Genomic DNA, 22,520 nt, shown 5'->3' with positions numbered 1-22,520 from the left:
ATGTGTTATGTTGCATCGAAATACTCTTGCTGGGACGAAATTCACATCATTTTATCTTTTTTCCAAAATGCTGGCGGTACCCGCAATTAGAGAGAGGTGTTCAGAGGGCTCAGGCTGAATAAAATTCAAATGTTTCATTCGGTTAATGACAGATAATACTTCATTAATTCTTGGTAATTCAAGCCATCTTTCGAAACCAGGGAAAAAGGAAGAAAATACAATATCCACTCCTTCTCTCTCCATATCTTCGAGAGCTTTTTTGATCTTTTCATGAAGTAAGATGTGGGGATCCTGATTACTTATAGCTATTTTTCGAATTAAAAAAGCAATAGCTGCTAGCTGGGCGTGTGATGTGATATTGTAAAGCCCTCTTATATCAATTTGTTCATCACCGATCATCATGTATCCCATGGTTGAAACCATTAGCTTTTCTGTACCACTGCCCTGTGGATAGCTAGAAAAGTGATCGGTGTTTATTTTTCTTTCTATCTCCCATTTTGTAAGGGGGATACGTTCGCGTGGTTTGTCGTGTTCACATAAATTTTTTGCTTCCTCGGTTACGTTTTTTGGCACAAAATTGTCCATCAAGATGACTTGATCGGCAACGGATAAAAATTCACCGCTACCTCCAATAACAAGAACGGAAGATACGCCAACAGCCTCATAAAGCTCCCTGACGCGTTCCGTAAAAGGTGTAATGGGTTCATGCTTGATTAATGAACGCATTTTGATGTCTTGAATCATAAAATTCGTCGCACTTCTGTCTTCATCAATAAGAAGAAGTTTACACCCGAAGTTGATTGCCTCCATAATATTTGCGGCTTGAGATGTGGAACCTGAGGCGTAGTCAGTCGAAAACTGTTCAGCTGAACTATTGGGTGTCCATTTTATGAAAGGCGTAATATTGATATTTTTTATGGAACGGCCTTCCTCTGCAGATATTTCCATTGCACTTTGATTTGTTATCACAAATTCTCGTCCGTCGCCTATGATGTGATTGTAAATCCCCGAATTTAGTGCATCCAGCAATGTGCTTTTACCAGAATAACCACCGCCGGTGATGACCGTCACACCATGTTTTATTCCCATTCCTCGCAAACCACAAATTTCAACTTCAACATCTTCCGGGGATGTAAAAGGCAAGGCACCCTCAAGTGGTCCGCTGTTGTCTTTATTTCTTGGCAAAATGCTGCCATTCCCAATAAACGCACAATAACCATTGGATTTTAGCCATTCGCGAATCATATTTTGTTTTTTTACCAATTCAAAGGCAGCATTTAATTTGATCAAATCAAACTTGGCTATAAACTTCTTCACCTCTTTTGGAAGCATTTTGCAGAGCATGCGCATAGCTTTATTATTATTCTTGAATGGAAGTTGAACTGTAATCATTAAGCATAAACACCATTTTTCCGAGATGACTTCGACAAAGGATGCATTACGATGCAACAACACATTGGTTGGACGAAAACAATAAAAAGCACCATTTTCTTTTTCAGAACGTGACCGGTTATAAATCACTTCATTTAATGCCTCAATATGATCAACGAATTCTCTTAATGCAAAATCTGAGAGAACAACTTGATCCATATTTTCATCTAAGCCTAGACGGTCAAAAGGTATTTTTATGGTGATACATGGTTTATCCTGTGTGAGTTTATGTGTCCTTTCAATGTAATAGGCAACATCATTGTTCCAATAGATTGGGTCTTCATAAATCATACTGTAAGATGACTGTCCGGATTGTAATGAGCGAAAATATTGAGCGAGTCTTTTAATAAAGCATCATCCTTTCATATTTGGAAAGCTGTGAATAACGGGAAACGATATCTCAAGAAGGGGGCCCCTTATCCTTTGGCACAAAGTAACGCCGAAAAGGATCGACCCCTAATCTCCTGGTATGAGCCTGCTCAAACATAAACCGGCACTGTTTGAAATTTTCCGCGAAAAATGAATTCCATCTTAAGAAATTCAAATTCAATACATATTCCCCCTAATAGAGTTCAGATCAATTTGTAAGACAAACGATTAAATCTTAAATATTTTCAAAATAAAACCACTATTGTTGCCTTGACCAACTTTTTGTCCAAAAAAATAACAGCCACTCCGTAAGTGGCTGTCATAGATCGGCAAAAAAAGCTTATACGTTACTTCTGCCTAAATATAAAAAAGCCCTGAGAGTGAATCCTACCCTCAGAGCATTATGTATTCGTAAAAAAATAATTAAAAAGCAATATGAGGATAAGACGTATATTTTTCTGATTTCATTGTCCTCACCTCGTTACGATTTATTTTTACAGTAAAAGAATCTTAACATTAAGGTCATGGATTGTCAACACAAAATTGTACAACTTTTAGTAGGGCATGCTTCTAGCCTCGGCCAGAGTAAGATAGCCGAGTGTTCCATGAATTCAGTGATGATTAAACCAGTGGACATAATGATGGAGCTCAAGGTTGAGCCGCTCATCGGTTAGAAAATGAGTTTGATTAGCTTATTTTCATTAAAGGCCAGATTGTTAAATAACATTTTAATTGTTTCGTGAAGTTTGTGTAGAAATCTACTTAAACTAACGAAGCAGGATAGTTGAAGAAACTATGATAAGATGAACCTTATTGAAGTTTTAATAAGAGTAACTAATACAATTAGTTTGGAGGACTTATGAATATAAGTGTAGAGTTAGTTGGAAATTTAATTTCAGAGCAATTTCCTCAATGGAAAGATTTAAAAATTGAGCCAGTCAAGAATAGCGGACATGATAATCGTACATTTCATTTGGGTGAAAAAATGACTGTAAGATTGCCCAGTGGAAAATCATATGAACCTCAAGTACAAAAAGAAGCAAAATGGTTACCCATATTAGCAAAGAACTTAGCCCTTCCAATTACTGAACCTGTGGCAAAAGGGCAGCCAACTGCCGAATATCCTTTTGTTTGGTCAATTAATAAATGGTTAACAGGGGATGCAGTTAATAAAAATAATATTAATTTTTCAAACGTAAGTAATGTAAAAGATTTAACCTAGGAGGCGTAATTATGAGGCAGCTTTATATAAAGCAGAAGGTATTCAGTCTTAGTGGGAAATATACAGTAAAGGATCATCAGGAGAAGGATATATATTATGTAGAGGGAAGTTTTATGCAAGTCCCAAAGACTTTCTCCATTATGAATACAGCAGGAGATGAAGTGGCACTCATTACGAAAAAAGTGTTCAGCTTTTTACCAAAGTTTTTGGTTGATGTGAATGGTCGAGAGGTATTAACAATAAAGAAGGAATTTTCTTTCTTAAAAGCACGATATTCAATTGATGCGGCAGGTATTGAAGTACAGGGTAATTGGTGGGATATGGATTTCCAAGTTTTACATCATGGTAAAATCGTAGGTAAGGTGAGCAAAGAGTGGTTCACTTGGGGTGATAGCTACAAGGTTCAAATAATAGATGAAGAGATAGAAACCATTATTATTGCACTCGTTGTTGCAATTGATTGTGTGAAGGCTGATCATGCAGTTGCTTCCTCTTCAGCGTCGATTTAAAGTAGAAGTGTAAAATTTAAAGGCTAACAGTTTTTTTAAATTTCGGCTTGAATAGGTGCGATGAACGTTATCATTAATAAATGACAAGGCCAATAGTGCGCTATCCTTGAAAAAGGATAAGCGCTCATTTTTTCATTTAAGGGCCAGATTGTTGAACAACACTTTTAAAGAAAATGGATTAAGAAGAAGGGATAGGCTAATTAAGTGTAGAACATTTCACCGTGGAGCGATTCTATGGATGGCAATAAGCAAGTTTAATTAAGTGGTTGAAAAAAATAACAACTTAAAAAGTGGTGATATTGTGGATTATAAAGCGAAGAATGGAAAATTTGATAACTTTGAACAATTGATTAGTTCAATTGATTTAATTCCAAAAAAGCAATCAACCTTGTTAATTGGAGTAGACGGTTGTGGGGGGCAGGAAAAAGTACATTAGCAAATAAATTAAAAGATAAATGTTCTAACGTAACCGTTATCCATATGGATGATTTCTATTTACCGTCCTCACAAATTATAAAGTTAAGTCCAGAGAAAAAGCCAATTGGTGCAGACTTTGATTGGAAACGTGTATTAAATCAAGTTCTTAAACCAATCAGTCAAAATCAAGAAGGACAATATCAGCGATATGATTGGGAGAAGGATGCTTTAGAAGAATGGCATACAGTTCCCATTGGGGGAATTGTTATAGTTGAAGGTATTTATTCTATTCGAGAGGAATTAGTAAATAAATACGATTTTACAATATGGGTTAATTGCCCACGAGAAACAAGGCTTTTGCGGGGGCTTGAAAGAGATGGAGAAGTATCTCGTGATATGTGGGAAAATAACTGGATGATTTCAGAAGATATTTATGTTAACGAACATAAACCTTATGGAAGAGCAAATCTCGTAGTTAATGGAACTAAATAATTATCTTTTTAAACAGACAGGTAGCGTTAATTATGATATTCCACAATCGGAAGCTTTTCTGTAACAAGGAACAGCTTTTATTTTCATTAAAGGGCCATTTAACGGAATAAATCTAACCATTTCCTTAAGAAACGGTTAGATTTACGAGAGTAATTTTATTCACTCGTATTTTCTTAAAACTAAAGCTGCATTATGACCTCCGAAGCCAAACGAATTAGAAAGTCCTGTCTTTATGTTCGCTTGACGAGAAACAGCTGGTACATAATCTAAATCACATAATGGATCAGGGTTATCTAAATTAATTGTTGGAGGAATTATTCCTTCCTTTAAACTCATTGCTAAAGCAATTGTTTCAACACCACCAGCAGCACCTAACATATGACCAAGCATAGATTTATTAGCTGTTATTGGAATCTGATAAGCTTGTTTTCCAAATAGCTTCTTAATAGCCATGGTTTCAGATATATCTCCCACTTTTGTACTTGTTGCATGGGCACTAATAACGTCAATTTCTTCAATAGATAGATTAGCATTTTTTAAAGCGGATCTCATTGCAAGATAGGCCCCATTACCTTCTGGATGAGTAGCTACAATATGGTATGCATCTGAGCTTGCACCATAACCAATGACTTCAGCATAAATCTTTGCTTTTCTAAGTAAAGCATGTGATAAAGATTCTAAGATTAGAATGCCAGCTCCTTCTGACATGACAAATCCATCTCGATTTTCATCAAAAGGGCGACTGGCTTTAGTTGGATCATCATTTCTTGTTGATAATGCTGTAGCATTACTGAAGCTTGCTATTGATAAGTCAGTTATAGCTGCCTCTGTTCCACCTGCAAACATAACGTCAACTTCTCCAGAGCGAATTATTCTAACGGCTTCTCCAATAGCTGAATTTCCAATTGCACATGCAGAAACAGGAGACATAGAAGGTCCCATTGCGTTCCATTTAATACTTATTTGTGCGGCAGCAGCATTAGACATCATAGCTGGTACTAGAGTTGGACTCACTCTTCTTGGCCCCTTCTGTCTAAGCGCATCAATATTTTCAATTAAAGTATTAATTCCGCCGATACCTGAACCTACGTAAACCCCTAACCTTTCTACATCAATACATTCAAGGTCTAATTTAGAATCTGTCCAAGCTTGTTCAGCAGCAGCTAAAGCAAATTGTGAAAAGCGATCTAAACGTCTTGCTTCTTTCTTTCCTAAAATTTCATCTGCATCAAAATCTTGTATGATACCTGCGATTGTTGTCTTATGATTAGTAACATCAAATGTATCAATAGTGGATATACCAGATTCTCCTCTAATCAAATTATTCCAAAATGTTTTGATGTTGTTTCCTATAGGGGAGACTACTCCCATTCCAGTAATCACAACTCTTTCCACTTTTCATCACTCCCAATCAATAATATACTTGTATTTTACAGTCTGTTTATCCTATTACAAGAGATTGCTTATCCTGGTATAAATAATGATAGGTTAAATTGGTATGAAGAGGAGTTTTAAAAATGAATGATAAAACTAGGCTTGAAGCTTTGTCAACGTTCTTAAAAGCTAAACGTGCACAAATTAAACCGGAGACTGTTGGATTACCTGCGGGAACCAGGAGAAGGACACCTGGATTACGAAGAGAAGAGGTCGCACAATTAGCAGGTGTAAGTACCACTTGGTATACATGGTTAGAACAAGGAAGAGATATAAAAGTTTCTTCTATCGTACTTGATTGTATTTCTACAGCTTTGCAATTGAATAATGATGAAAGAGACTACTTATATGACCTAGCATTAGAAGCAAAATTAGAAATTACACATCAAAAAAAGGATCAATCAGAACTAAGCCCTTCTTTAAAACGAATACTAGCAGAATTAACATACTGTCCGACTATCATTACAGATCGACATTGCCATATAGTGGGCTGGAACCCTGCAGCTGCTCATGTTTTTTTAGATTTTGAACAAATACCGAACGATCAAAGAAATTTGATTCGTTTAGTGTTTACTAGAAAAGAATTTAAAGCATTGGCTGTCAATTGGGAACATTTTGCTAAAGGTTTTCTTGCTATTTTCCGTACCTATTATGGACGCTATTTAGGCGATGAATGGTACAACCAATTTATTAAAGAAATGAGTTATTCACATTCAGAATTTCAGGATTTATGGCAAGAAAGTCAAGTAAGTAAGGCTCCAGAAATGATAATCGAATTCAGACATGCTAAAGCAGGCAAAATGTTGTTTAATTTAACTTCTCTTCAGGTTCAAGGTGATATGGATTTACGGTGCAGTATCTATACACCAATAGAGGAAACGGATACAGAAAATAAATTAAAGCGATTAATGAAAAGGGTTTCGGTTAAAAATTAAATAAAGTAATTTCGTTATTCCATTAAAGGGCGCTTTTCTGTAACAAGGAACAGCGCTTATTTTCATTAAAGGGCAATGATTGTTGAATAACATCTAATGCAAGTAAGGTCAATCTAGTAAATAGAAAAATCGATTATCGCTCAATGTTTTTCTTTTTCTACTTTCTCTAGTCAGTGTACTTTTTAATATCCCCCGTAACCTCTATCAATGTGAGTATGATACTTAATCAAACAGAACAGAAGAGTTAATTTCTAAGAAAATCCTCCTTTTTCTTGAAAAAAAAATAATTATTGTTATAATTAGTACCAGGTATTAATACTAACTTATAATAAATAGGGGTGGGGAAAATGTTAGGAGCAAGAATAACTGCTATAGGGACATATGTACCCGAAAGAAGATTAACAAATGCTGACCTTGAGCAAATGGTTGATACAAATAATGAGTGGATTATTCAAAGAACCGGAATTCACGAACGCAGAATAACCCGATCTGATGAATTTACCAGTGATTTGTGTGTCTCAGCTGTAAAAGATTTAATGCAAAGATATGATAAAACAGTCGAGGATGTAGATATGATTATTGTGGCAACAAGCACACCTGATTTTCCATTTCCGTCGGTCTCAAGTATCATACAGGACCGTTTGAAAATATCCCAAACGGGCGCAATAGATTTAAGTGCAGCATGTGCAGGATTTGTTTATGCATTGCATACAGCACACAGTTTAATCTCTTCCGGTCTCCATAAAAAGGTATTAGTTATTGGAGCAGATACAATCTCAAAAATTACAGATTATACTGATAGAAGTACATGTATTTTATTTGGTGATGGTGCCGGAGCTGTATTAGTTGAAAAGGATGAAAAATCAAATAGTTTCATTGGGTTTCACCTAGGAAGTGATGGAAGAGGCGCACAACATGTATATCGTTCTGGACTATCAAAAAAGGTCAATGGGATTGAGTTAATCGATACTCAATATCTTGTACAAAATGGTAGAGAAGTTTTTCGATGGGTTGTAAGGAATGTTCCCGATAGTATAAGACAGATTTTAGAAAAAACTCAAATGAGTTTAGATCAAGTTGATTGGTTAATACCTCATAGTGCTAATCTAAGGTTGATAGAGCCAATTTGTAAAAAATTAGAGTACCCAATGGAAAAAACCCTTTATAGTTTAGTCAACTTTGGAAATACTTCTGCTGCTACAATTCCTTTAGCACTTGATCTTGGAATCCGTGAGGGAAAAGTTAAAAATGGAGATCGAGTTCTTATGTATGGTTTTGGTTCTGGTATGGTCCATGCTGGACATATTTTACAAATAAATTTTGATCAACAATTCTCAGCACCAACACCATTGTGAAGCCTTTTGACTATTACCTAAAATAATGATGACACAATGGAGGTTTTAAAGTTGTTTGATACTCAAAAAATTAAAGAAATTATTAAACATCGTTATCCTTTTCTTTTAGTAGATAGAATTCTGGAATTAGAGGTGGGAAAAAGAGCAGTTGGTATTAAAAATGTGACAGCAAATGAGGATTTTTTTAATGGACACTTTCCCGATTATCCAGTAATGCCAGGCGTACTAATTGTAGAAGCATTAGCCCAAGTTAGCGCAGTCGTGATGTTAACAAAGGAAGGAAATCATGGACGATTAGGGCTTTTAGCTGGAATAGATAAATGCCGTTTTAGGCGTCAAGTAAAACCTGGAGACCAACTCCGTCTTGAGGTTGAAATCACGCGATTAAAAGGTCCTATTGGAAAAGGTAAAGGCATTGCAACTGTTGAGGGAGAAATAGTTTGTGAAATGGAATTAATATTTGCATTTGGCGACTAATTTTATAATTTTTCTTGTACAGAGGATCTAAGTTGAAAATTAGAAGTGAAAGTGTAAAAAGAAATAAATCTTCTTGCTCAACAAAAGGCTGTTTTAGTGAAAGAAGAATTAAGTGATTTTATGATTGAAATTATATTTTAGTTATTCCATTATAAGGCGCTATCCTTGAAATGAAGTGACCCCAAAAAGTTAGACATTATATTAAGTTAAGCAGCTATAGTGGATTGAATTCGGTATTGTACCGGACTCAATCCTTTTAATTTTCCTTTAATACGTTTGTGGTTGTAGTATTCGATATACAGTTCAAGCTCACGCTTGAAGTGAACCATATTCTCAAATTCTTGTATAAATAATAATTCAGATTTTAATAGTCCAAAGAAATTTTCAATTACTGCATTATCTAAACAGTTACCTTTACGAGACATACTTTGGGTAATACCATTTTGTTTTAATGCATAAGAGTATTGTTTCATTTGATAATGCCACCCCTGATCCGAATGTAAGACAGGGGCATCTCCTTCGGATAAGCAAATAAAAGCTTTGTCTAACATGTTTGAAACAAGTTCATATGTAGGACGGCTTTGAATATTATAGGCGATAATCTCACCATTAAATAAATCTAGTACAGGGGAAAGATATAATTTCTCACCAAATAAATGAAATTCTGTTACGTCCGTTACCCACTTTTCATTTGGTTTTGTCGCAACGAAATCACGTTTAAGAATGTTTGGTGCGATTTTACCTACATTTCCTTTGTAAGAACGATATTTTTTCAAGCGTACAAGAGATTTTAAACCCAATTCCTTCATAAGCCGTTGAACGGTTTTATGATTGATCTGGAAGCCTTGATTACGTAATTCTAGCGTTATTCGACGATAACCATATCTTCCCTTATGGTCGTGATATATAGTAGAAATCATCGATTTCATTTCGGCATATTTATCAGGTCGGTCAAAGCGACTTGTCCAGTAATAATAAGTGCTACGTTTGATTCCTGCTAGCTTTCTTAACTCTTTCACACTAAATTGATTCCTTAGTTCATAGACTACTTGCGCCTTGTCTTTCGTTTTAATGTTTCCTTTTCTTGAACTAAGGCATTCAACTTTTTTAGAAATGCATTCTCCATACGTAAACGTTCATTCTCTGCTTGTAATGCCTCTATAGAACCTTCTTCGAAGATCTGTTTCTTAGCTTCTTTTTGGTTATCTTTCTTCAACTTTGTATGCCCCTTTTTCTTAAGAACTAGGGAGTCTATACTTTCATTTCCAAGACTAATTCGCCATTTTCTAATTGTTCCTGGAGTAGGTAAATTAAACTGTACTGCAGTCTCTAAAGAAGACAACCCGTTCTCGTTCATATAATTGAGTATGTATAGTTTATCTTCAAAAGTATAACGTGTATAGCTCTTTTTAAGAGATTCTGGTCCATGAAATTGATATTTTTCAATCCAAAAATGAAGGGTTTCAGTATTAGTTAAATTGAGTGATTTAGCAATAGAAGTAAGGCTTCCTTCTCCGTTTTCATAACGAAAAATCGCATCTAATTTTTGTTCGAGAGTAATTCTTGCCATAAAAAAGGCACCTCCAAGTGTTAGATTCGTGTCTAACATTTGGGGTGCAGTTCAGAAAAAAGGAAAAGCGCTTTTTTTCATTTAAGGGTCAATTATTGAATAACGCCTAGATATCTAGGTGAAAGTTTAGACGAGCTTGTGAAACTTTGTATTTAAAGTTACGGGGCAGTTTAGTTCAATAATAAAAAATAGATTTTTGATATTTTGAAATGGAAAATTAATTTAAAATTGGAACTTCATCTTGTTTCAAGCGTATTAAAGTAAATGGACAGAATAGTAAACTAAGGTCTCAAATTTTTAGTAGGAGGATTTGTAATTGAAAAAAATAGACAAGCCATTATTTGAGCTGGTGGATAGAGGGTTGGGGCTCAATATTTGTGGAAAAGAAATTAGATGATGGGTGAGTGAACAAATGATGAGAGGGATGGGAAAATGAGTGGTACAAGGACCAAATTGATGCTGGATTTACAAAGAATTGAGAAGGATGAGTATCAGTTACACGAAGGTGAGCAGCATCAAGATTTCTTACCTTTGTTACTTCAATATATTGGCGATCCTCAGCCAGAATTACGGGATAACCTGATTTATCCGATGTTTTATATGTGGATTAAGGAAGAGAATAGGTTCAGTGGAGAGGAGTTGCGTAGCCTATTAACTGTTCTGACTGATGAGAACCATTTGTTCTATAATATTGGCAGCGAGGATGATCAGTCAGTTTTTACAAGGACGTTCTCTGCCTTACCTATCGCTTTAATTGTGCAACGTCACAGACAGAATCCATTTTTCAATCAAGCGGAAATTGAGCAATTAATGCATGCAATGCTCCGTTATTATAAAGAGGAGAAGGATCTGCGAGGTTACCTTTCAGTAGGAGGCTGGGCTCACAGCGCGTCTCACGGTGCGGATGTTTTTGTTGAGCTGGTACAGTGTGAGGAGAGCAGCGTCACAATGCTGCGTAAGGTTCTTGTCGCTATTTCTGGCATGCTTCATAATGGTAGACACATTTTTAGCGATGAGGATGATGAGCGGTTGGTCAACATCGTGGATACGATGATTGACAAAGAGTTACTTCCACATCAAGAAATCGCGGATTGGATTAGCGGCTTAGCGCAATGCTGCAATTTGCCGAGAAATCGCAGTCAGGTGATTGCTCGAGTGAACAGCAAGAATTTTTTACGCAGTCTTTATTTCAGAAGGGGACAAGATAGCCGAGGGAATGAGCTTAACACTATCATGCTTGGTACTGAGGCAAAATTAAACAGGTTTTCTATCAGTTAAAGGATTGGAGGGGCTTTACTTAAAGCCATGGAAAATTGGCTGATAATCCAGATTTCTTATGCAGCTGCCAAGCTTTTTCAGAAGCTTGAAACATTGATTTATCAACAATTTATATTTAACTGCATAATCGTTAACTAAATTTGTATAAAGGATTCATTCGAAGCCGTGGGATATTGTTCACTAATAAGGCAGAAAAGTAATATAAAATGAGGAGAGATTGCTATGACCATGGATACTGATACATTTCCCATACTTGAGACTAAAAGATTAACATTAAGAAAAGTTACAAAAGAGGATGCGAACAGCATCTTGAAGTATCTGTCTAATGAAGAAGTAATGAAAAATTATGGATTAGAACCTTTTAAATCAATAAAAGATGCCTTGGATGAGATTGCCTGGTATCAATCAATACAAAATAACAAAACAGGTATAAGATGGGGAATCACTTTAAAAGAGCAAGGAGTTGTGATTGGTAGTTGCGGTTTTCATAACATTGTTTCTCATCACTTCCGTACTGAAATTGGCTTTGAATTGAGTAAAGAGCAGTGGGGAAAAGGTATAGCTGCTGAGGCAGTTGAAGCTATATTAAGCTACGGCTTTCAACATATGAATTTCCAACGGATAGAAGCATTAATAGAGCCACCTAATCTATCGTCACAAAAGTTAGTAGAAAAGTTGGGTTTTATTAAAGAAGGATTATTAAGGAATTATGAGTTTACATGTGGTAAATTTGATGATTTATATATGTATTCTTTGTTGAAGCAAGACTTTGATAAAGTTAAAAAGAGTTAGACGAAAAATTATATTCAATGGTAGATTGTGAAGTTTTCCACTTAAAATAACTGGTGGCTTTTCTTTAATAAGATTAAATAAATGATCTTCAACAATTGGGCGAGTTTCCTAAATGGGACATGCACTTTTATAAATGTTTAGGGCCATATTGTTGAAAAAGGATATTTTCTTTTTTAGCGAATTAGAATTACAAACAAACTTATCAAGAATGCAGAATATTGCAAAATAATAGGGGCAAGGAGGTAAAGATATGAAGATCCATAGAATAGATCATGTAGGTATAATCGTAAATGATCTCTCTGCTGCTAAAGAGTTTTTTCTCGATTTAGGACTTGAAATGCTAGGGGAAACAGAAGTGAAAGGAGATTGGGTGGAACGGATAATTGGTCTTAATGACGTTAGAGAGACAGTTGTATGGTTAGGGATGCCAGACGGCCAGGCAACTTTGGAGCTGGTCAAATTCCATACGCCGGCAGATGAAAAAGGTATTCAGCAAACTTTTGCAAATACCTTGGGTATCCAGCATATTGCATTTGCTGTTGAAGATATTGAATCCGTTGTTGCCAAATTGAAAAAGAAAGGTACGGAACTTTTTGGTGAGATACAAAACTATGAAAATACTTATAAGTTATGCTACGTCCGTGGGCCAGAAGGGATTATTTTAGAGTTGGCGGAGAAAATCCAATAAATATTATGGGAATTTGAATTGATTTCGTTCGCCTGCTTGGTATTCAAACCTGTTCTGACAGTGATAAACAACTTTGTTACATTGAACATCGATTATATTGTCTGTATCCATTTAAATTACGTTACAGACTTATGCAATCTGGCGCTATCCTTGAATATAAGGATAAGCGCTTATTTTCACTCAAGGGTCAGATTGTTGAATAACACCTAGATATCTAGGTGAAAGTTTAGGTGAGTTTGTGTAACTTTGTTCTTAAAGTAACAGGGCAGGTTATTGGAATAGGCAGGTATTTTCAGACGGTTGTAGAAGTATATAAAATATGAGGAGCATTTAAGTAACGGACTACATTTTAAGGAGTTGAAAGTGTGATAAAGAAATACGATTTATTTTACATATTTGGTATTGTAATCGGGTTATTTATAATGAATGGAATATTTAAATGGTTAAATATCCTAACATATGACCAATTACTTGAAATGATATTAGGGAAACCGACTATTTTAAATGGAGTTATAGCAATAACAATTTCAGGCGCATTAATTTATTTAACCATTAAAGGCGTACCTAAACTAAAAAAGTCTTTATAAGTGGTGTAGATTTAATAAGTAGGCAGCTCCTATTTTCTTATAGCACTATATGGGTGCGTTAGTTTAACAAGAGAAAGTAGTTAAGATCTTCAACAATCGGGCGCGTTTCCAAAGTAAAGGATCTACGTTTTTTACATAAAATGAACATATTGTTTAATAACAATAATTCACAACTTTTATTACTTTCATTTGTAAACAGCTAAAGATTTACTTAAAAAGGGGGAGTTAAGTGGCTAGCTTTTTCTTAATACTTATGGGCTTCTTTATCGTTGTTGCAAATATTATTGGGTTTATAATCTACATAAAAAAGAGAAATCTATATTTTTCAGCCTTTACAATATTACTACTAGCAGTTTTATTTGGTGTGATCGGTGGCGCATTAGCAATATTTATTATTCGTGATCCTTTTGCAATGTTTTATGGCATGCAAGTCGGATATTATTTAATGATGAATAGTGCGATTGTTTTTATTATTGCGGTTTTGGCAACTGTAGTAAAAAAATATAGCAGCGGAAAAATGTAATTCAGTTTTTAAGTTTGAGATCATATTTTAGTTCTACCATTTTCGGGCGCAATCCTTGAACAAAGAGATTGCGCTCAAGTTCATTATAGGGCCAGATTGTTGAACAAGACATTTAGAGAAATTTGGTAAGGGTGAAGAGATTGTTAAGATTTTCACTTAAACTAACTGGCATTGATTGCTGAAGAAGAAAATTGATGGAAAATGAAGGATTTAATAAATGAAAAGAGGTGAAAACTCGTGGAAAAACTGCTTCAACATTTACAAAGAGTTGGCGTACATTACCTAAAAAGTGATAGTGTAATTATTTTAGAAATTTTAGAGGATAGACTTCATCTTGCTTCTGAAATAGATGTGCTTATAAATGAACTTTTAAATAAATTACAAAGTAGTAGACTGAAAAAAATTAGGTTTGAGTGTCCTAAAAGTCTTTTAGATAGCTTAAATTGTACTAGGACTAGAATGGGAATTATTGGTGAAAGGGTTATATATAAGAGATCTTTAATGAGCCCATTAAATGTTCCAATACCAGATTATGAAGTATGGTCATTTTCTGAGAATAACTCTATCTCTTTTTTATCCGAAGTGATGGGTACAAGTTTTATTGATGCAGAGAAGTTTTTAACTGGAATGAGGACCGAACTACCGTCACAAGTAAAGGAAATGTTTACAGTGTATCTAGTTAACAATAAACCTGTTGGTGTAGTTTTACCCCATATAGAACCAGATACAGAAAATGAAGGACGCATTTTTTGGATAGGCATTCATCCTAATTTTCTGGGGACAGGATTGGGAAAGAACTTACATTCAATAGGATTATACAGATTGAAATATGAATTTAAAGCTAAGTCTTATTTAGGAATGACTCAAGTTGACAATATTCCAATGAGAAAAATAATGGTTTCAAACGGATGCATTCAAAATGAAAATACAGTAATTTCTTTACAATATTCTATTTAGGAATGGGGTTATTCGTTATGTAAAATATGTAAGGGATATTCGTGTATTATTGTTACGATGTTAGATTTTTTATATTCAGGAGTTGTTGTTGAAGTAACGGGTCATTACTTCAACAGCAATCTTCCACAATCAGGCGCTTTCCAATATAAAAATTTAGATTTAAAAGACTTTATTGTTATATTTTTAGTGCATTAACTAAGGCACATAAAAAGTTAAACAACTTTATTTTCCCCCTGTTCTTTATATTTAAACAGGGGATATGTATTTTGGTATTAAAATTAAATAACTATATTGAAACAGCTCAAATTAGTTAAGAAGTAATTATAATTTTTTTTTTGATTCTTTGTGACGACAATTGCTATCTTTGTCTAGGCATCGTTTGCTCATTCTTTTTTACTGTTTCTCCTTTAAGCCTTTAACTGCATATTATAAGAATATAACTCATTAGTTGAGGTGAAATATGAATTTCAATCATTTACGTTATCTTGCGATAGGCGATTCCCTTACTGTGGGTATCGGTGTTCCGTTTATGGACCCTGGCTTTGTTGAACATTACAGATGTCTAAGCCAGCAAATTTTAAAAAAGCCTATTTCTTATCAAAAATATGCAAGGTCAGGAGCTACAACAGAGGATGTATTAACTATGCTAAATGCCCCGACTGTTAAGGAAGCTGTAAATTGTGCAAATATCATTACTATAACAGCTGGAGGGGATGATTTAATAAACGCTGCTAAAAAATTTTTAATAAATAAAAACGAAGAAAGTATATCTCATGCTATTAAACAATCAGGGAATAACATCTCAAAAATATTAGAAAAAATTCACCATCTAGACAAACAAGATAAATATATTTTACGGTTAATGAATTTATACAATCCATTTACCGATATTCCCATAGCAGATGCGGCGATTAGAGCGTTTAATTCATTGATTAACAGTTTTGGTCGGGAATTGAATGTTAAAGTAGCTGATATCTATAGTGTATTTAAGGGGAATGAAAAAGTTTTATTATCATCAGGAGGAGTTCATCCTAATGGAAGAGGATACTATCAAATGGCATTAGCTTTTAGTAGGCTCGGATATTCCCCGTTATAGGGTTAAGGTCTGATCCTTTTTGTTTTATCAGCTATTACTTATCATTTTTCTAGCAAGAATCTGAGAATAATTGTCATCCTTTTGCTAGAAAAATGAAAAAGTATCTTGTGCTTAGATGCTCCTCGGTGAACCGTATAATATATGGATAAAGTTATTCAACAATCAGGCGTGTTTCCAAAGTAAAGTATCTACGCTTTTTTACATAAAAACGACCAGATTGTTAAGTTACATTTTTAATTGTTCTGTGAAGTTTGTGAAGAAATCTACTTAAGCTAACGGGGAAGTTTAGTGAAATAAGAAAATTTAATAAATGAATAGTTAGATAAGTCAGTTTTAATGTTATAATTTATCTAAAAAACTCTGTAAAGAGTACCATTATATTAAATTGTGGTGTAAGGCTTTATGTTTTACCAAGAAAGAAAGGTTAATAAAATGATTCAATCTGTTATACATATTGCTTTGGTTGTTCAAGATTATGATGAAGCCTTTGAGTTTTACACAAAAAAACTCTTTGTAGCGAGTTTTTAACGTTAGCAGAAACTAGGTATTTCAATAATAAGAATGGTAAGATGTATATAATGGATAGATATTTGAGGAGCAATACACCCCTCTTTTTTTATCGTTTCCTTTCTTTCAGAGCCATTCAAAAAAGAGAAAGAGAAAAAGAATTAAATCCTTTAGAATTGAGGGGAAAAATGGATCACTTGAAAGCTTTTTTTAAAGAAGAAGTAGTAAAAAAGATATTCGCATTGATGTTGTTGGTCTTTATATTGTGGAGTATCAGAGGATTGTTAAATTTGTTGTTATTGACTTTTATTTTCTCTTATCTCTTGAACAGCCTACAACAAGTTCTGTATAAATCCTTATCGAAATTGATTCCGATAAAAGAGAAGATAGTCACAATTGGAATGTATGCCGTGATTCTATTTGCTATTGTTCTCGGATTAGCGACCTATATCAACCGTTCGGCAAAGGAATTAACAGGAATCGCCCATAAACTCATTTCATTTAATCTAGAAACATATACGAATCAAATCAATCCAAATGTAGAAGGGTTCTTGAAAGGGCTACATTTAGAGTCCTACACAAAAGGAGCTGTTACCACGATATTCCATGCTATCCCGCATGTCAGTGAATTTAGTATCCAGTTGATAATGGCGTTTATTTTAAGCTTTTTCTTATTAATCGGGAAAAAAGAAATCTCGGATTTTCTCAAGAAGCTAGAGAAGAGCAGAATCAGTTTTCTATATTCGTACTACAAATACTTAGGAACCAATTTTGCCAATACCTTTGGTAAGATACTGCAACTTCAAATATTAATTTCGTTGATTAATGCTGTTTTATCTATGATTTTCCTTGCAATACTTGGGTTCCATCAAGTAGTTGGTCTTGGTCTTATGATGTTCATCTTCGGTCTCATTCCTGTATTAGGAGCGATAATCTCTTTCATTCCATTAGCTATTATTGCGTTTACGATGGGCGGAATACCTAAAGTCCTATGGATTGTGGCTATGGTATTGGGGCTTCATGCCATGGAAAGCTATGTACTCAATCCAAGATTGACTGCACACGCAACAAAATTGCCTATCTTTCTGACTTTTTTAACCTTGATTATCTCTGAGTTTTTCTTGGGAACATGGGGTCTGTTGTTGGGGATTCCGTTATTAATGTTCCTGTTAGATTTGTTTAATATCCGAACAAAAGAAAAAACTGCCTGAGAAATCATATATTGTAGATTTTATATAGAGGCACTCTGTTTAATGGCGCTTTTCTGTAACAAGGAATAGCGCTTATTTTCATTAAAGGTCATGTAGTTGAACAAGTATTGACTAAAATATTCATTTAAGCTAATATATTTTTAAAATATACTGAATATTCAGCTGTGAAGAGAAGAGTAATTTTGATTCATTATTTCTAGAGAGCTTCGGATGGTGGAAAGGAGCAATAATGATCTAAATGAAAAAAGGCTCGGAGCTTTTGCACGGATCTAAGATATACTTAGTGATACTGCGACGGGGTCTCCCGTTATAGAGATAGGGTATAATCAATTATTAAAAATTGCCGTACCCGAAGAGGTTGGTATGGTGACATATCAATAAACTGAGGTGGTACCACGGAGATATAAACTCTCGTCCTCAAGATGAATAATCTTGGGGGTGAGAGTTTTTTTGTTGTTTAGAAATATTAACGCGAATTTAAAAACAAAGATAAACTAATAAAAATTGGAGCGGATAAGAATGAATAATGAACAAACTACTCTTAGAATAGAGAAATTAGAGACTTTGAGATCACAAGTGGTTCCAGTATATCCTGACAGATTTCCGACAAATTATGAACTTTACGAATCATCTTTACTTGAGGATGGAACATCAGAGGTTCGAGTAGCAGGAAGAATCATGGGGATTCGTCAGTTTAGTAAATTTAGTTTCATCACAATCTCAGACATACAAGGTCATTTACAACTTCTTCTGAAAAAAGACGAGGTTGGGGAGAAAGCTTATAATGATTTCATAAACTTTTTCGATATAGGAGATTTTATCGGTGTTGAAGGAAATATGTATACAACCAAAACAAATGAAAAAACGCTTCGTATCGAAAATTATATTTTGCTAGGAAAAGCATTACACACACTACCAGATAAATGGCATGGATTAAGCAATAAAGACACACGTTATAGACAACGTTATTTAGATTTAATGATGACAAAAGAAACACAAATTCGTATGTTAATGCGAACAAAGTTAGTGCGTGCTGTTCGTAGATTCTTAGAAGAAAAAGACTTTTTAGAGGTGGAAACACCTGTGTTACAACATACTTCCTCTGGTGCTTTAGCACGCCCATTTAGAACGTATCATAACTCATTAGAAACGGAATTAAACTTACGAATTGCACCAGAGACTTACTTGAAAAGACTAATTGTAGGAGGCTTTACAAAAGTATTTGAATTTGCAAAGTGTTTTAGAAATGAAGGAATCAGTCCTCAACACCTTCAAGAATTTACAATGGTTGAAGGCTATGCAGCTTATTGGAACTACGAAGATACAATGGTACTCATGCGTGAAATGATTTTATATGTTCTTAAACAAACTTTTAATACAACAGTTATTAATATACAAGGGCAAACAATTGATTTTTCATTAGAGTGGAACGTTGTTTCATTTAGAGATTTAATTCTAAAAGATACGGGCATTGATATTGATTTGTATCCAGATGTAAAAGACTTACATGAAGAAACAAAGCGGAAAAATATTTATTTAGAACAAGAGAATATCGAGACTTTAGGTAGAGGAAACTTTATTGACCTTCTATATAAAAAAATGTGTCGCCCACAATTAATAGAACCAATATTTTTAATCAAACACCCTATTGATTTATCACCATTAGCTAGAGCAAATGATGACAATCCAGCAATTACAGATCGATTCCAATTAGTAGTCAATGGTGCTGAGATTATCAATGCTTATTCAGAATTAGTGGACCCTATTGAACAGAGAAAACGATTAGAGGCACAAGCCGTTCTGAAAAGTGGTGGCGATTTAGAAGCAATGGAAATGGATGAAGACTACTTATTGGCTATGGAATATGGGATGCCTCCGATTTCTGGTTGGGGATTCGGGATTGAACGATTATTAATGGTACTAACGGATAGTGATACGATTAAAGATTGTGTTTTATTTCCATTAACTAAAAAATAACTTTAGTAGGATTCCCAATAACAGTGTTCCATGTTTAAACAAAGGTGATGGACTGTAACACCGGTTATCACCTAAATATTGAACTATAAAGTTATAAGGTACTGTTTCATATCTAACTAAGGGGCGCAATTCTAGAGTAGAAATTGTGCTCTTTCTTTATGTATTGGGGCCAAATTGTATATGTGACTCTTTCATGAAATAATAAAATTTCTTTTAGTAGAGTATCTAAGATTAAAAAGAAGTGAACGTACAATTCAAAAAAATATTATTTCCGTAAAAGCTGGTTCATTCATATAACTAACTTTTTTTGGATTTTTTACAAAAATACTTGAAAGTTACGTTACGTCATCTTTTATAATAAATATGAAAGGGTGATAGGAATGATCTCGATTCAAGAACTTACAAAGGAAACGGGGGTCACGGTAAGGACGCTTCGTTATTATGATCAAATTGATTTGCTAAGACCGAGTGGAAAAACAGAAGGTGGACATCGTTTGTATAGTGAAACTGATGTCATTCGCTTGCAGCAAATTTTATTTTTAAAAGAAATGGGTTTCTCATTAAAAGTGATTACGAATATGTTAGTAACAGATGAATTAAGCTTGAAAGAATCACTGCAAAGGCAACTGAATTTTGTGCAAGAAGAGCAGAAGAAGTTCAATAGAATGGAACGAATTCTACAAGCTGTTGTGTATTCAGCTGAGATAGAGGGAGAGTTAGATTGGAAAATCATGTTTGAGCTCATTCAATTGTCGAAGCAGTCTTCTCGTATACGCGAAATGTTTCAAAAACAGGTATTTTCGGATGAGGAGCAAAAGCTTCTTCATAATTTACCTAATATGAGTGAGGAAGATGAGAACGTTCGAGAATGGGTTTATTTGTTAAAACAGTTGCGTAGCTTTATGAATAAAGGCAAGGATGCATCGCATGATGAAGTACAAGAAGCTACGAGAAAACTGATGGAAAAGTGTCTGGAAATGGCAAACGGGGATGAAACGTTTCTCGATAAATTGTGGGAAGTAAGGAAATCGAAAGAGGATTCACAGAAGATGAGTATGTATCCAATTGAAGAGGAGCTTTTAGTGTATATGGATGAGGCTTTTCGTATCTATGATGAAAGGGAGAGGAAGAAATGAGTATAATTACAGAATATAAGTGGTATTTCTTAATTGGGGCAGAAATTGTATTTTGGGTATCAGCAATCGGCTTCTTTATACTACGCTATGGTTTTCGATTACGGAAAGCGAGTTTCATTGCAGGGATTGTATTACTCTTAAATGAAGTATTTATTTTAGCGTTAGGTTCCATTGATTACTATCAAACGGGTCAATTTTCTAACTTCCAGATTATTACAGTAATCATCTTATTTTATGCGCTTTTATATGGAAAAAAGGATTTGAAAAAATTAGATGTATGGGTACAAAAACGTCTTGCAATATGGCGAAATGAGCCAATGCCTATTATAGACGAGTCTTTGGAAGTTACCGGCTGGGCTTATACGAAACAAGAGCTTGGACAATGGAGCTTACACCTTGTTTTATTTATTGTGATTCATATTATATTTTTCTTTGTGTATGGGCTTGTGCCATTTGAACAGTGGGAAAATTGGCTTGAAACAGGTATTGTTTTAAATGAGGCTGCTAGTCGTGTGAGTCAAGTGTGGGGTGTTGTATTTCTAATCGATACGATTATTACTTTTTCATATGTGTTTTTTCCGAAGAAGGAGAAAGGAAAAGAAAATGGATTTTTTATTTGATAAAAGGTTGTTTTACCTGAACTATACAGGAAATCTGCTTTTTCTATGTGAAAAATCACTTAGCGTACGAAATTCGCGTTTTGTTGGTGCTACCCCATCGCCATCAAGCTAACCAGACTAGGTTGCTCGACTTGGACTAGCAATTGTACCTGCCGAACCGCTAAAAACTACTGATAATTAAAAAATTTTTCAAAGAGTATTCCATTTAAGACTGATAGACCACATACATATTATAATTCGGGGGATAAGTTAACTCGTCTAGTATTACAATATATTACCCAGACTAATATGCATTTGGGATATTTATACAATGTAAAAAATAGTATTATGTAGTGCTATACTTTTCTTACTTCAAGTAACGGGCAACGTTAGTTGAAGTAAAATTAAGTGAATTTTAGGATTGAGATCATATTTTAGTTCTTCCATTAAAGGCGTATTGTTGAATAAAACTTAGATTTTTAACGACTTTATTGTTTTATTATTAAGTACAGTGAAATATCTTATATCGAAAATAAAACAAGCATAACCCCGTCCTAAATTTAGAACGGGGTTATGCTTGTTTTAGGTTTTAAAATTAAATAACTTACTATTCCCAACATTACTTGTTACTTCATGCTTATTTTTATCCCTCCTGTAACTGTTGTTTTTAAAAAAATTGGAAGTAAATGTAATCTTCGGGTATTTTCACGATTAAAGTTTTGGCGGAAACACTAAATTCATCGATTTGCGGTGAACCAAATGAAGTTTAAAACGTTATTATTAGTTGTTCTTTATTTTTTTTGGCCACTACCTTTCATTATTATAAAAATTATGACAGTCCAAAAATGCTACAAGCTCTTGGAGGCATTGACAACATTGCTCTTACTATTATCACCGAAACAACTTAAATTCATTTTTTTGATATCTTAATTTTTAAGTTTATCGATTATGATATATC

The 22,520-nt window shown here is 34.4% G+C and carries 18 protein-coding genes, 4 pseudogenes and 1 other annotated feature; of the genes and pseudogenes, 18 read left to right on the top strand and 4 right to left on the bottom strand.

Going from position 1 to position 22,520, the window contains the following annotated elements:
- Window positions 1-51 precede the first annotated feature (51 nt).
- Window positions 52-1,722, bottom strand: a complete 1,671-nt coding sequence (locus Q8X41_RS03740) for a P-loop domain-containing protein (protein WP_397538920.1) — start codon at window positions 1,720-1,722, stop codon at window positions 52-54.
- 689 nt (window positions 1,723-2,411) lie between these two features.
- Window positions 2,412-2,480, bottom strand: a pseudogene (locus tag Q8X41_RS03735) (hypothetical protein); the annotation flags it as partial.
- A 179-nt stretch (window positions 2,481-2,659) separates the two neighbouring features.
- On the opposite strand from Q8X41_RS03735, the pseudogene Q8X41_RS03730 reads away from it, so the two are divergent.
- The 3 genes and pseudogenes from Q8X41_RS03730 to Q8X41_RS03720 all read left to right on the top strand — a co-directional run.
- Window positions 2,660-2,983: pseudogene (locus Q8X41_RS03730) on the top strand (phosphotransferase); the annotation flags it as partial.
- A gap of 50 nt (window positions 2,984-3,033) precedes the next feature.
- Window positions 3,034-3,531 (top strand): LURP-one-related/scramblase family protein, encoded by a 498-nt coding sequence (locus Q8X41_RS03725; protein ID WP_397538919.1) that lies wholly within the window; start codon window positions 3,034-3,036, stop codon window positions 3,529-3,531.
- Window positions 3,532-3,877: 346 nt separating this feature from the next.
- A pseudogene (locus Q8X41_RS03720) lies at window positions 3,878-4,440 on the top strand (uridine kinase).
- Window positions 4,441-4,599: 159 nt separating this feature from the next.
- Here Q8X41_RS03720 and fabF read toward each other — a convergent pair.
- Complete coding sequence (gene fabF / locus Q8X41_RS03715) at window positions 4,600-5,835, bottom strand: beta-ketoacyl-ACP synthase II (protein WP_397538918.1); 1,236 nt, start codon at window positions 5,833-5,835, stop codon at window positions 4,600-4,602.
- A gap of 122 nt (window positions 5,836-5,957) precedes the next feature.
- Between fabF and Q8X41_RS03710 the strand changes: the two genes are divergently transcribed.
- The 3 genes from Q8X41_RS03710 (at window position 5,958) to fabZ (ending at window position 8,641) form a co-directional block, all read left to right on the top strand.
- On the top strand, window positions 5,958-6,809 hold the full coding sequence (locus Q8X41_RS03710) for a helix-turn-helix transcriptional regulator (RefSeq protein ID WP_397538917.1): 852 nt from the start codon (window positions 5,958-5,960) through the stop codon (window positions 6,807-6,809).
- Between the two features lie 347 nt (window positions 6,810-7,156).
- Complete coding sequence (locus Q8X41_RS03705; RefSeq protein ID WP_397538916.1) at window positions 7,157-8,164, top strand: ketoacyl-ACP synthase III; 1,008 nt, start codon at window positions 7,157-7,159, stop codon at window positions 8,162-8,164.
- A gap of 51 nt (window positions 8,165-8,215) precedes the next feature.
- Window positions 8,216-8,641 (top strand): 3-hydroxyacyl-ACP dehydratase FabZ, encoded by a 426-nt coding sequence (fabZ, locus tag Q8X41_RS03700; protein ID WP_397538915.1) that lies wholly within the window; start codon window positions 8,216-8,218, stop codon window positions 8,639-8,641.
- Window positions 8,642-8,847: 206 nt separating this feature from the next.
- On the opposite strand, the gene Q8X41_RS03695 is transcribed toward fabZ, so the two are convergent.
- Window positions 8,848-10,211 (bottom strand): IS3 family transposase gene (locus tag Q8X41_RS03695; RefSeq protein WP_397538234.1). Its coding sequence is split into 2 segments (ribosomal slippage): window positions 8,848-9,752 and window positions 9,752-10,211, totalling 1,365 coding nucleotides; the frame shifts between segments, so codons are not numbered across the junction.
- A 432-nt stretch (window positions 10,212-10,643) separates the two neighbouring features.
- Here Q8X41_RS03695 and Q8X41_RS03690 point away from each other — a divergent pair.
- The 12 genes and pseudogenes from Q8X41_RS03690 (at window position 10,644) to Q8X41_RS03635 (ending at window position 21,583) form a co-directional block, all read left to right on the top strand.
- Window positions 10,644-11,489, top strand: coding sequence for a DUF2785 domain-containing protein (locus Q8X41_RS03690; protein ID WP_397538914.1), 846 nt, complete (start codon window positions 10,644-10,646; stop codon window positions 11,487-11,489).
- 222 nt (window positions 11,490-11,711) lie between these two features.
- The gene (locus Q8X41_RS03685; RefSeq protein WP_397538913.1) at window positions 11,712-12,281 is read left to right on the top strand and encodes a GNAT family N-acetyltransferase; all 570 of its coding nucleotides are present in this window, start codon (window positions 11,712-11,714) and stop codon (window positions 12,279-12,281) included.
- Window positions 12,282-12,531: 250 nt separating this feature from the next.
- A complete protein-coding gene (locus Q8X41_RS03680; RefSeq protein ID WP_397538912.1) occupies window positions 12,532-12,969 on the top strand; it encodes a VOC family protein in 438 nt (145 codons plus the stop codon).
- A 365-nt stretch (window positions 12,970-13,334) separates the two neighbouring features.
- Complete coding sequence (locus Q8X41_RS03675) at window positions 13,335-13,556, top strand: hypothetical protein (protein WP_397538911.1); 222 nt, start codon at window positions 13,335-13,337, stop codon at window positions 13,554-13,556.
- 229 nt (window positions 13,557-13,785) lie between these two features.
- On the top strand, window positions 13,786-14,079 hold the full coding sequence (locus tag Q8X41_RS03670; RefSeq protein WP_397538910.1) for a 3-isopropylmalate dehydrogenase: 294 nt from the start codon (window positions 13,786-13,788) through the stop codon (window positions 14,077-14,079).
- A 237-nt stretch (window positions 14,080-14,316) separates the two neighbouring features.
- Entirely contained in the window at window positions 14,317-15,036 is a 720-nt protein-coding gene (locus Q8X41_RS03665; RefSeq protein WP_397538909.1) for a GNAT family N-acetyltransferase, read from the top strand.
- 460 nt (window positions 15,037-15,496) lie between these two features.
- Window positions 15,497-16,132 carry a GDSL-type esterase/lipase family protein gene (locus Q8X41_RS03660; protein WP_397538908.1) on the top strand — a complete coding sequence of 212 codons (636 nt, stop codon included), beginning with the start codon at window positions 15,497-15,499 and terminating at the stop codon, window positions 16,130-16,132.
- Between the two features lie 432 nt (window positions 16,133-16,564).
- Window positions 16,565-16,642 (top strand): annotated as a pseudogene (locus tag Q8X41_RS03655) (VOC family protein); the annotation flags it as partial.
- Between the two features lie 68 nt (window positions 16,643-16,710).
- On the top strand, window positions 16,711-17,850 hold the full coding sequence (locus Q8X41_RS03650) for an AI-2E family transporter (protein ID WP_397538907.1): 1,140 nt from the start codon (window positions 16,711-16,713) through the stop codon (window positions 17,848-17,850).
- Between the two features lie 155 nt (window positions 17,851-18,005).
- Window positions 18,006-18,272 (top strand) — a binding site (T-box leader).
- 97 nt (window positions 18,273-18,369) lie between these two features.
- Window positions 18,370-19,827, top strand: a complete 1,458-nt coding sequence (lysS, locus tag Q8X41_RS03645; RefSeq protein WP_397538906.1) for a lysine--tRNA ligase — start codon at window positions 18,370-18,372, stop codon at window positions 19,825-19,827.
- Window positions 19,828-20,207: 380 nt separating this feature from the next.
- Window positions 20,208-20,963: a MerR family transcriptional regulator gene (locus Q8X41_RS03640; protein ID WP_397538905.1), complete on the top strand. Its 756-nt coding sequence runs from the start codon at window positions 20,208-20,210 to the stop codon at window positions 20,961-20,963.
- A complete protein-coding gene (locus tag Q8X41_RS03635; protein WP_397538904.1) occupies window positions 20,960-21,583 on the top strand; it encodes a hypothetical protein in 624 nt (207 codons plus the stop codon). Before Q8X41_RS03640 ends, Q8X41_RS03635 begins: the two co-directional genes overlap by 4 nt.
- Window positions 21,584-22,520: the final 937 nt, after the last annotated feature.

It is taken from the genome of Rummeliibacillus pycnus, from assembly GCF_044359855.1.
Lineage (GTDB): Bacteria > Bacillota > Bacilli > Bacillales_A > Planococcaceae > Rummeliibacillus > Rummeliibacillus pycnus_A.
This window is presented reverse-complemented; position numbering and strand designations above follow the sequence as displayed.

What these genes read in the sequence shown, in the direction of transcription:
- Q8X41_RS03740 (WP_397538920.1), bottom strand. Translation starts at nt 1,722, where the DNA reads ATGATTTATGAAGACCCAATCTATTGGAACAATGATGTTGCCTATTAC.
- Q8X41_RS03725 (WP_397538919.1), top strand. Translation starts at nt 3,034, where the DNA reads ATGAGGCAGCTTTATATAAAGCAGAAGGTATTCAGTCTTAGTGGGAAA.
- Q8X41_RS03710 (WP_397538917.1), top strand. Translation starts at nt 5,958, where the DNA reads ATGAATGATAAAACTAGGCTTGAAGCTTTGTCAACGTTCTTAAAAGCT.
- Q8X41_RS03705 (WP_397538916.1), top strand. Translation starts at nt 7,157, where the DNA reads ATGTTAGGAGCAAGAATAACTGCTATAGGGACATATGTACCCGAAAGA.
- Q8X41_RS03690 (WP_397538914.1), top strand. Translation starts at nt 10,644, where the DNA reads ATGAGTGGTACAAGGACCAAATTGATGCTGGATTTACAAAGAATTGAG.
- Q8X41_RS03685 (WP_397538913.1), top strand. Translation starts at nt 11,712, where the DNA reads ATGACCATGGATACTGATACATTTCCCATACTTGAGACTAAAAGATTA.
- Q8X41_RS03680 (WP_397538912.1), top strand. Translation starts at nt 12,532, where the DNA reads ATGAAGATCCATAGAATAGATCATGTAGGTATAATCGTAAATGATCTC.
- Q8X41_RS03660 (WP_397538908.1), top strand. Translation starts at nt 15,497, where the DNA reads ATGAATTTCAATCATTTACGTTATCTTGCGATAGGCGATTCCCTTACT.
- Q8X41_RS03650 (WP_397538907.1), top strand. Translation starts at nt 16,711, where the DNA reads ATGGATAGATATTTGAGGAGCAATACACCCCTCTTTTTTTATCGTTTC.
- lysS (WP_397538906.1), top strand. Translation starts at nt 18,370, where the DNA reads ATGAATAATGAACAAACTACTCTTAGAATAGAGAAATTAGAGACTTTG.
- Q8X41_RS03640 (WP_397538905.1), top strand. Translation starts at nt 20,208, where the DNA reads ATGATCTCGATTCAAGAACTTACAAAGGAAACGGGGGTCACGGTAAGG.
- Q8X41_RS03635 (WP_397538904.1), top strand. Translation starts at nt 20,960, where the DNA reads ATGAGTATAATTACAGAATATAAGTGGTATTTCTTAATTGGGGCAGAA.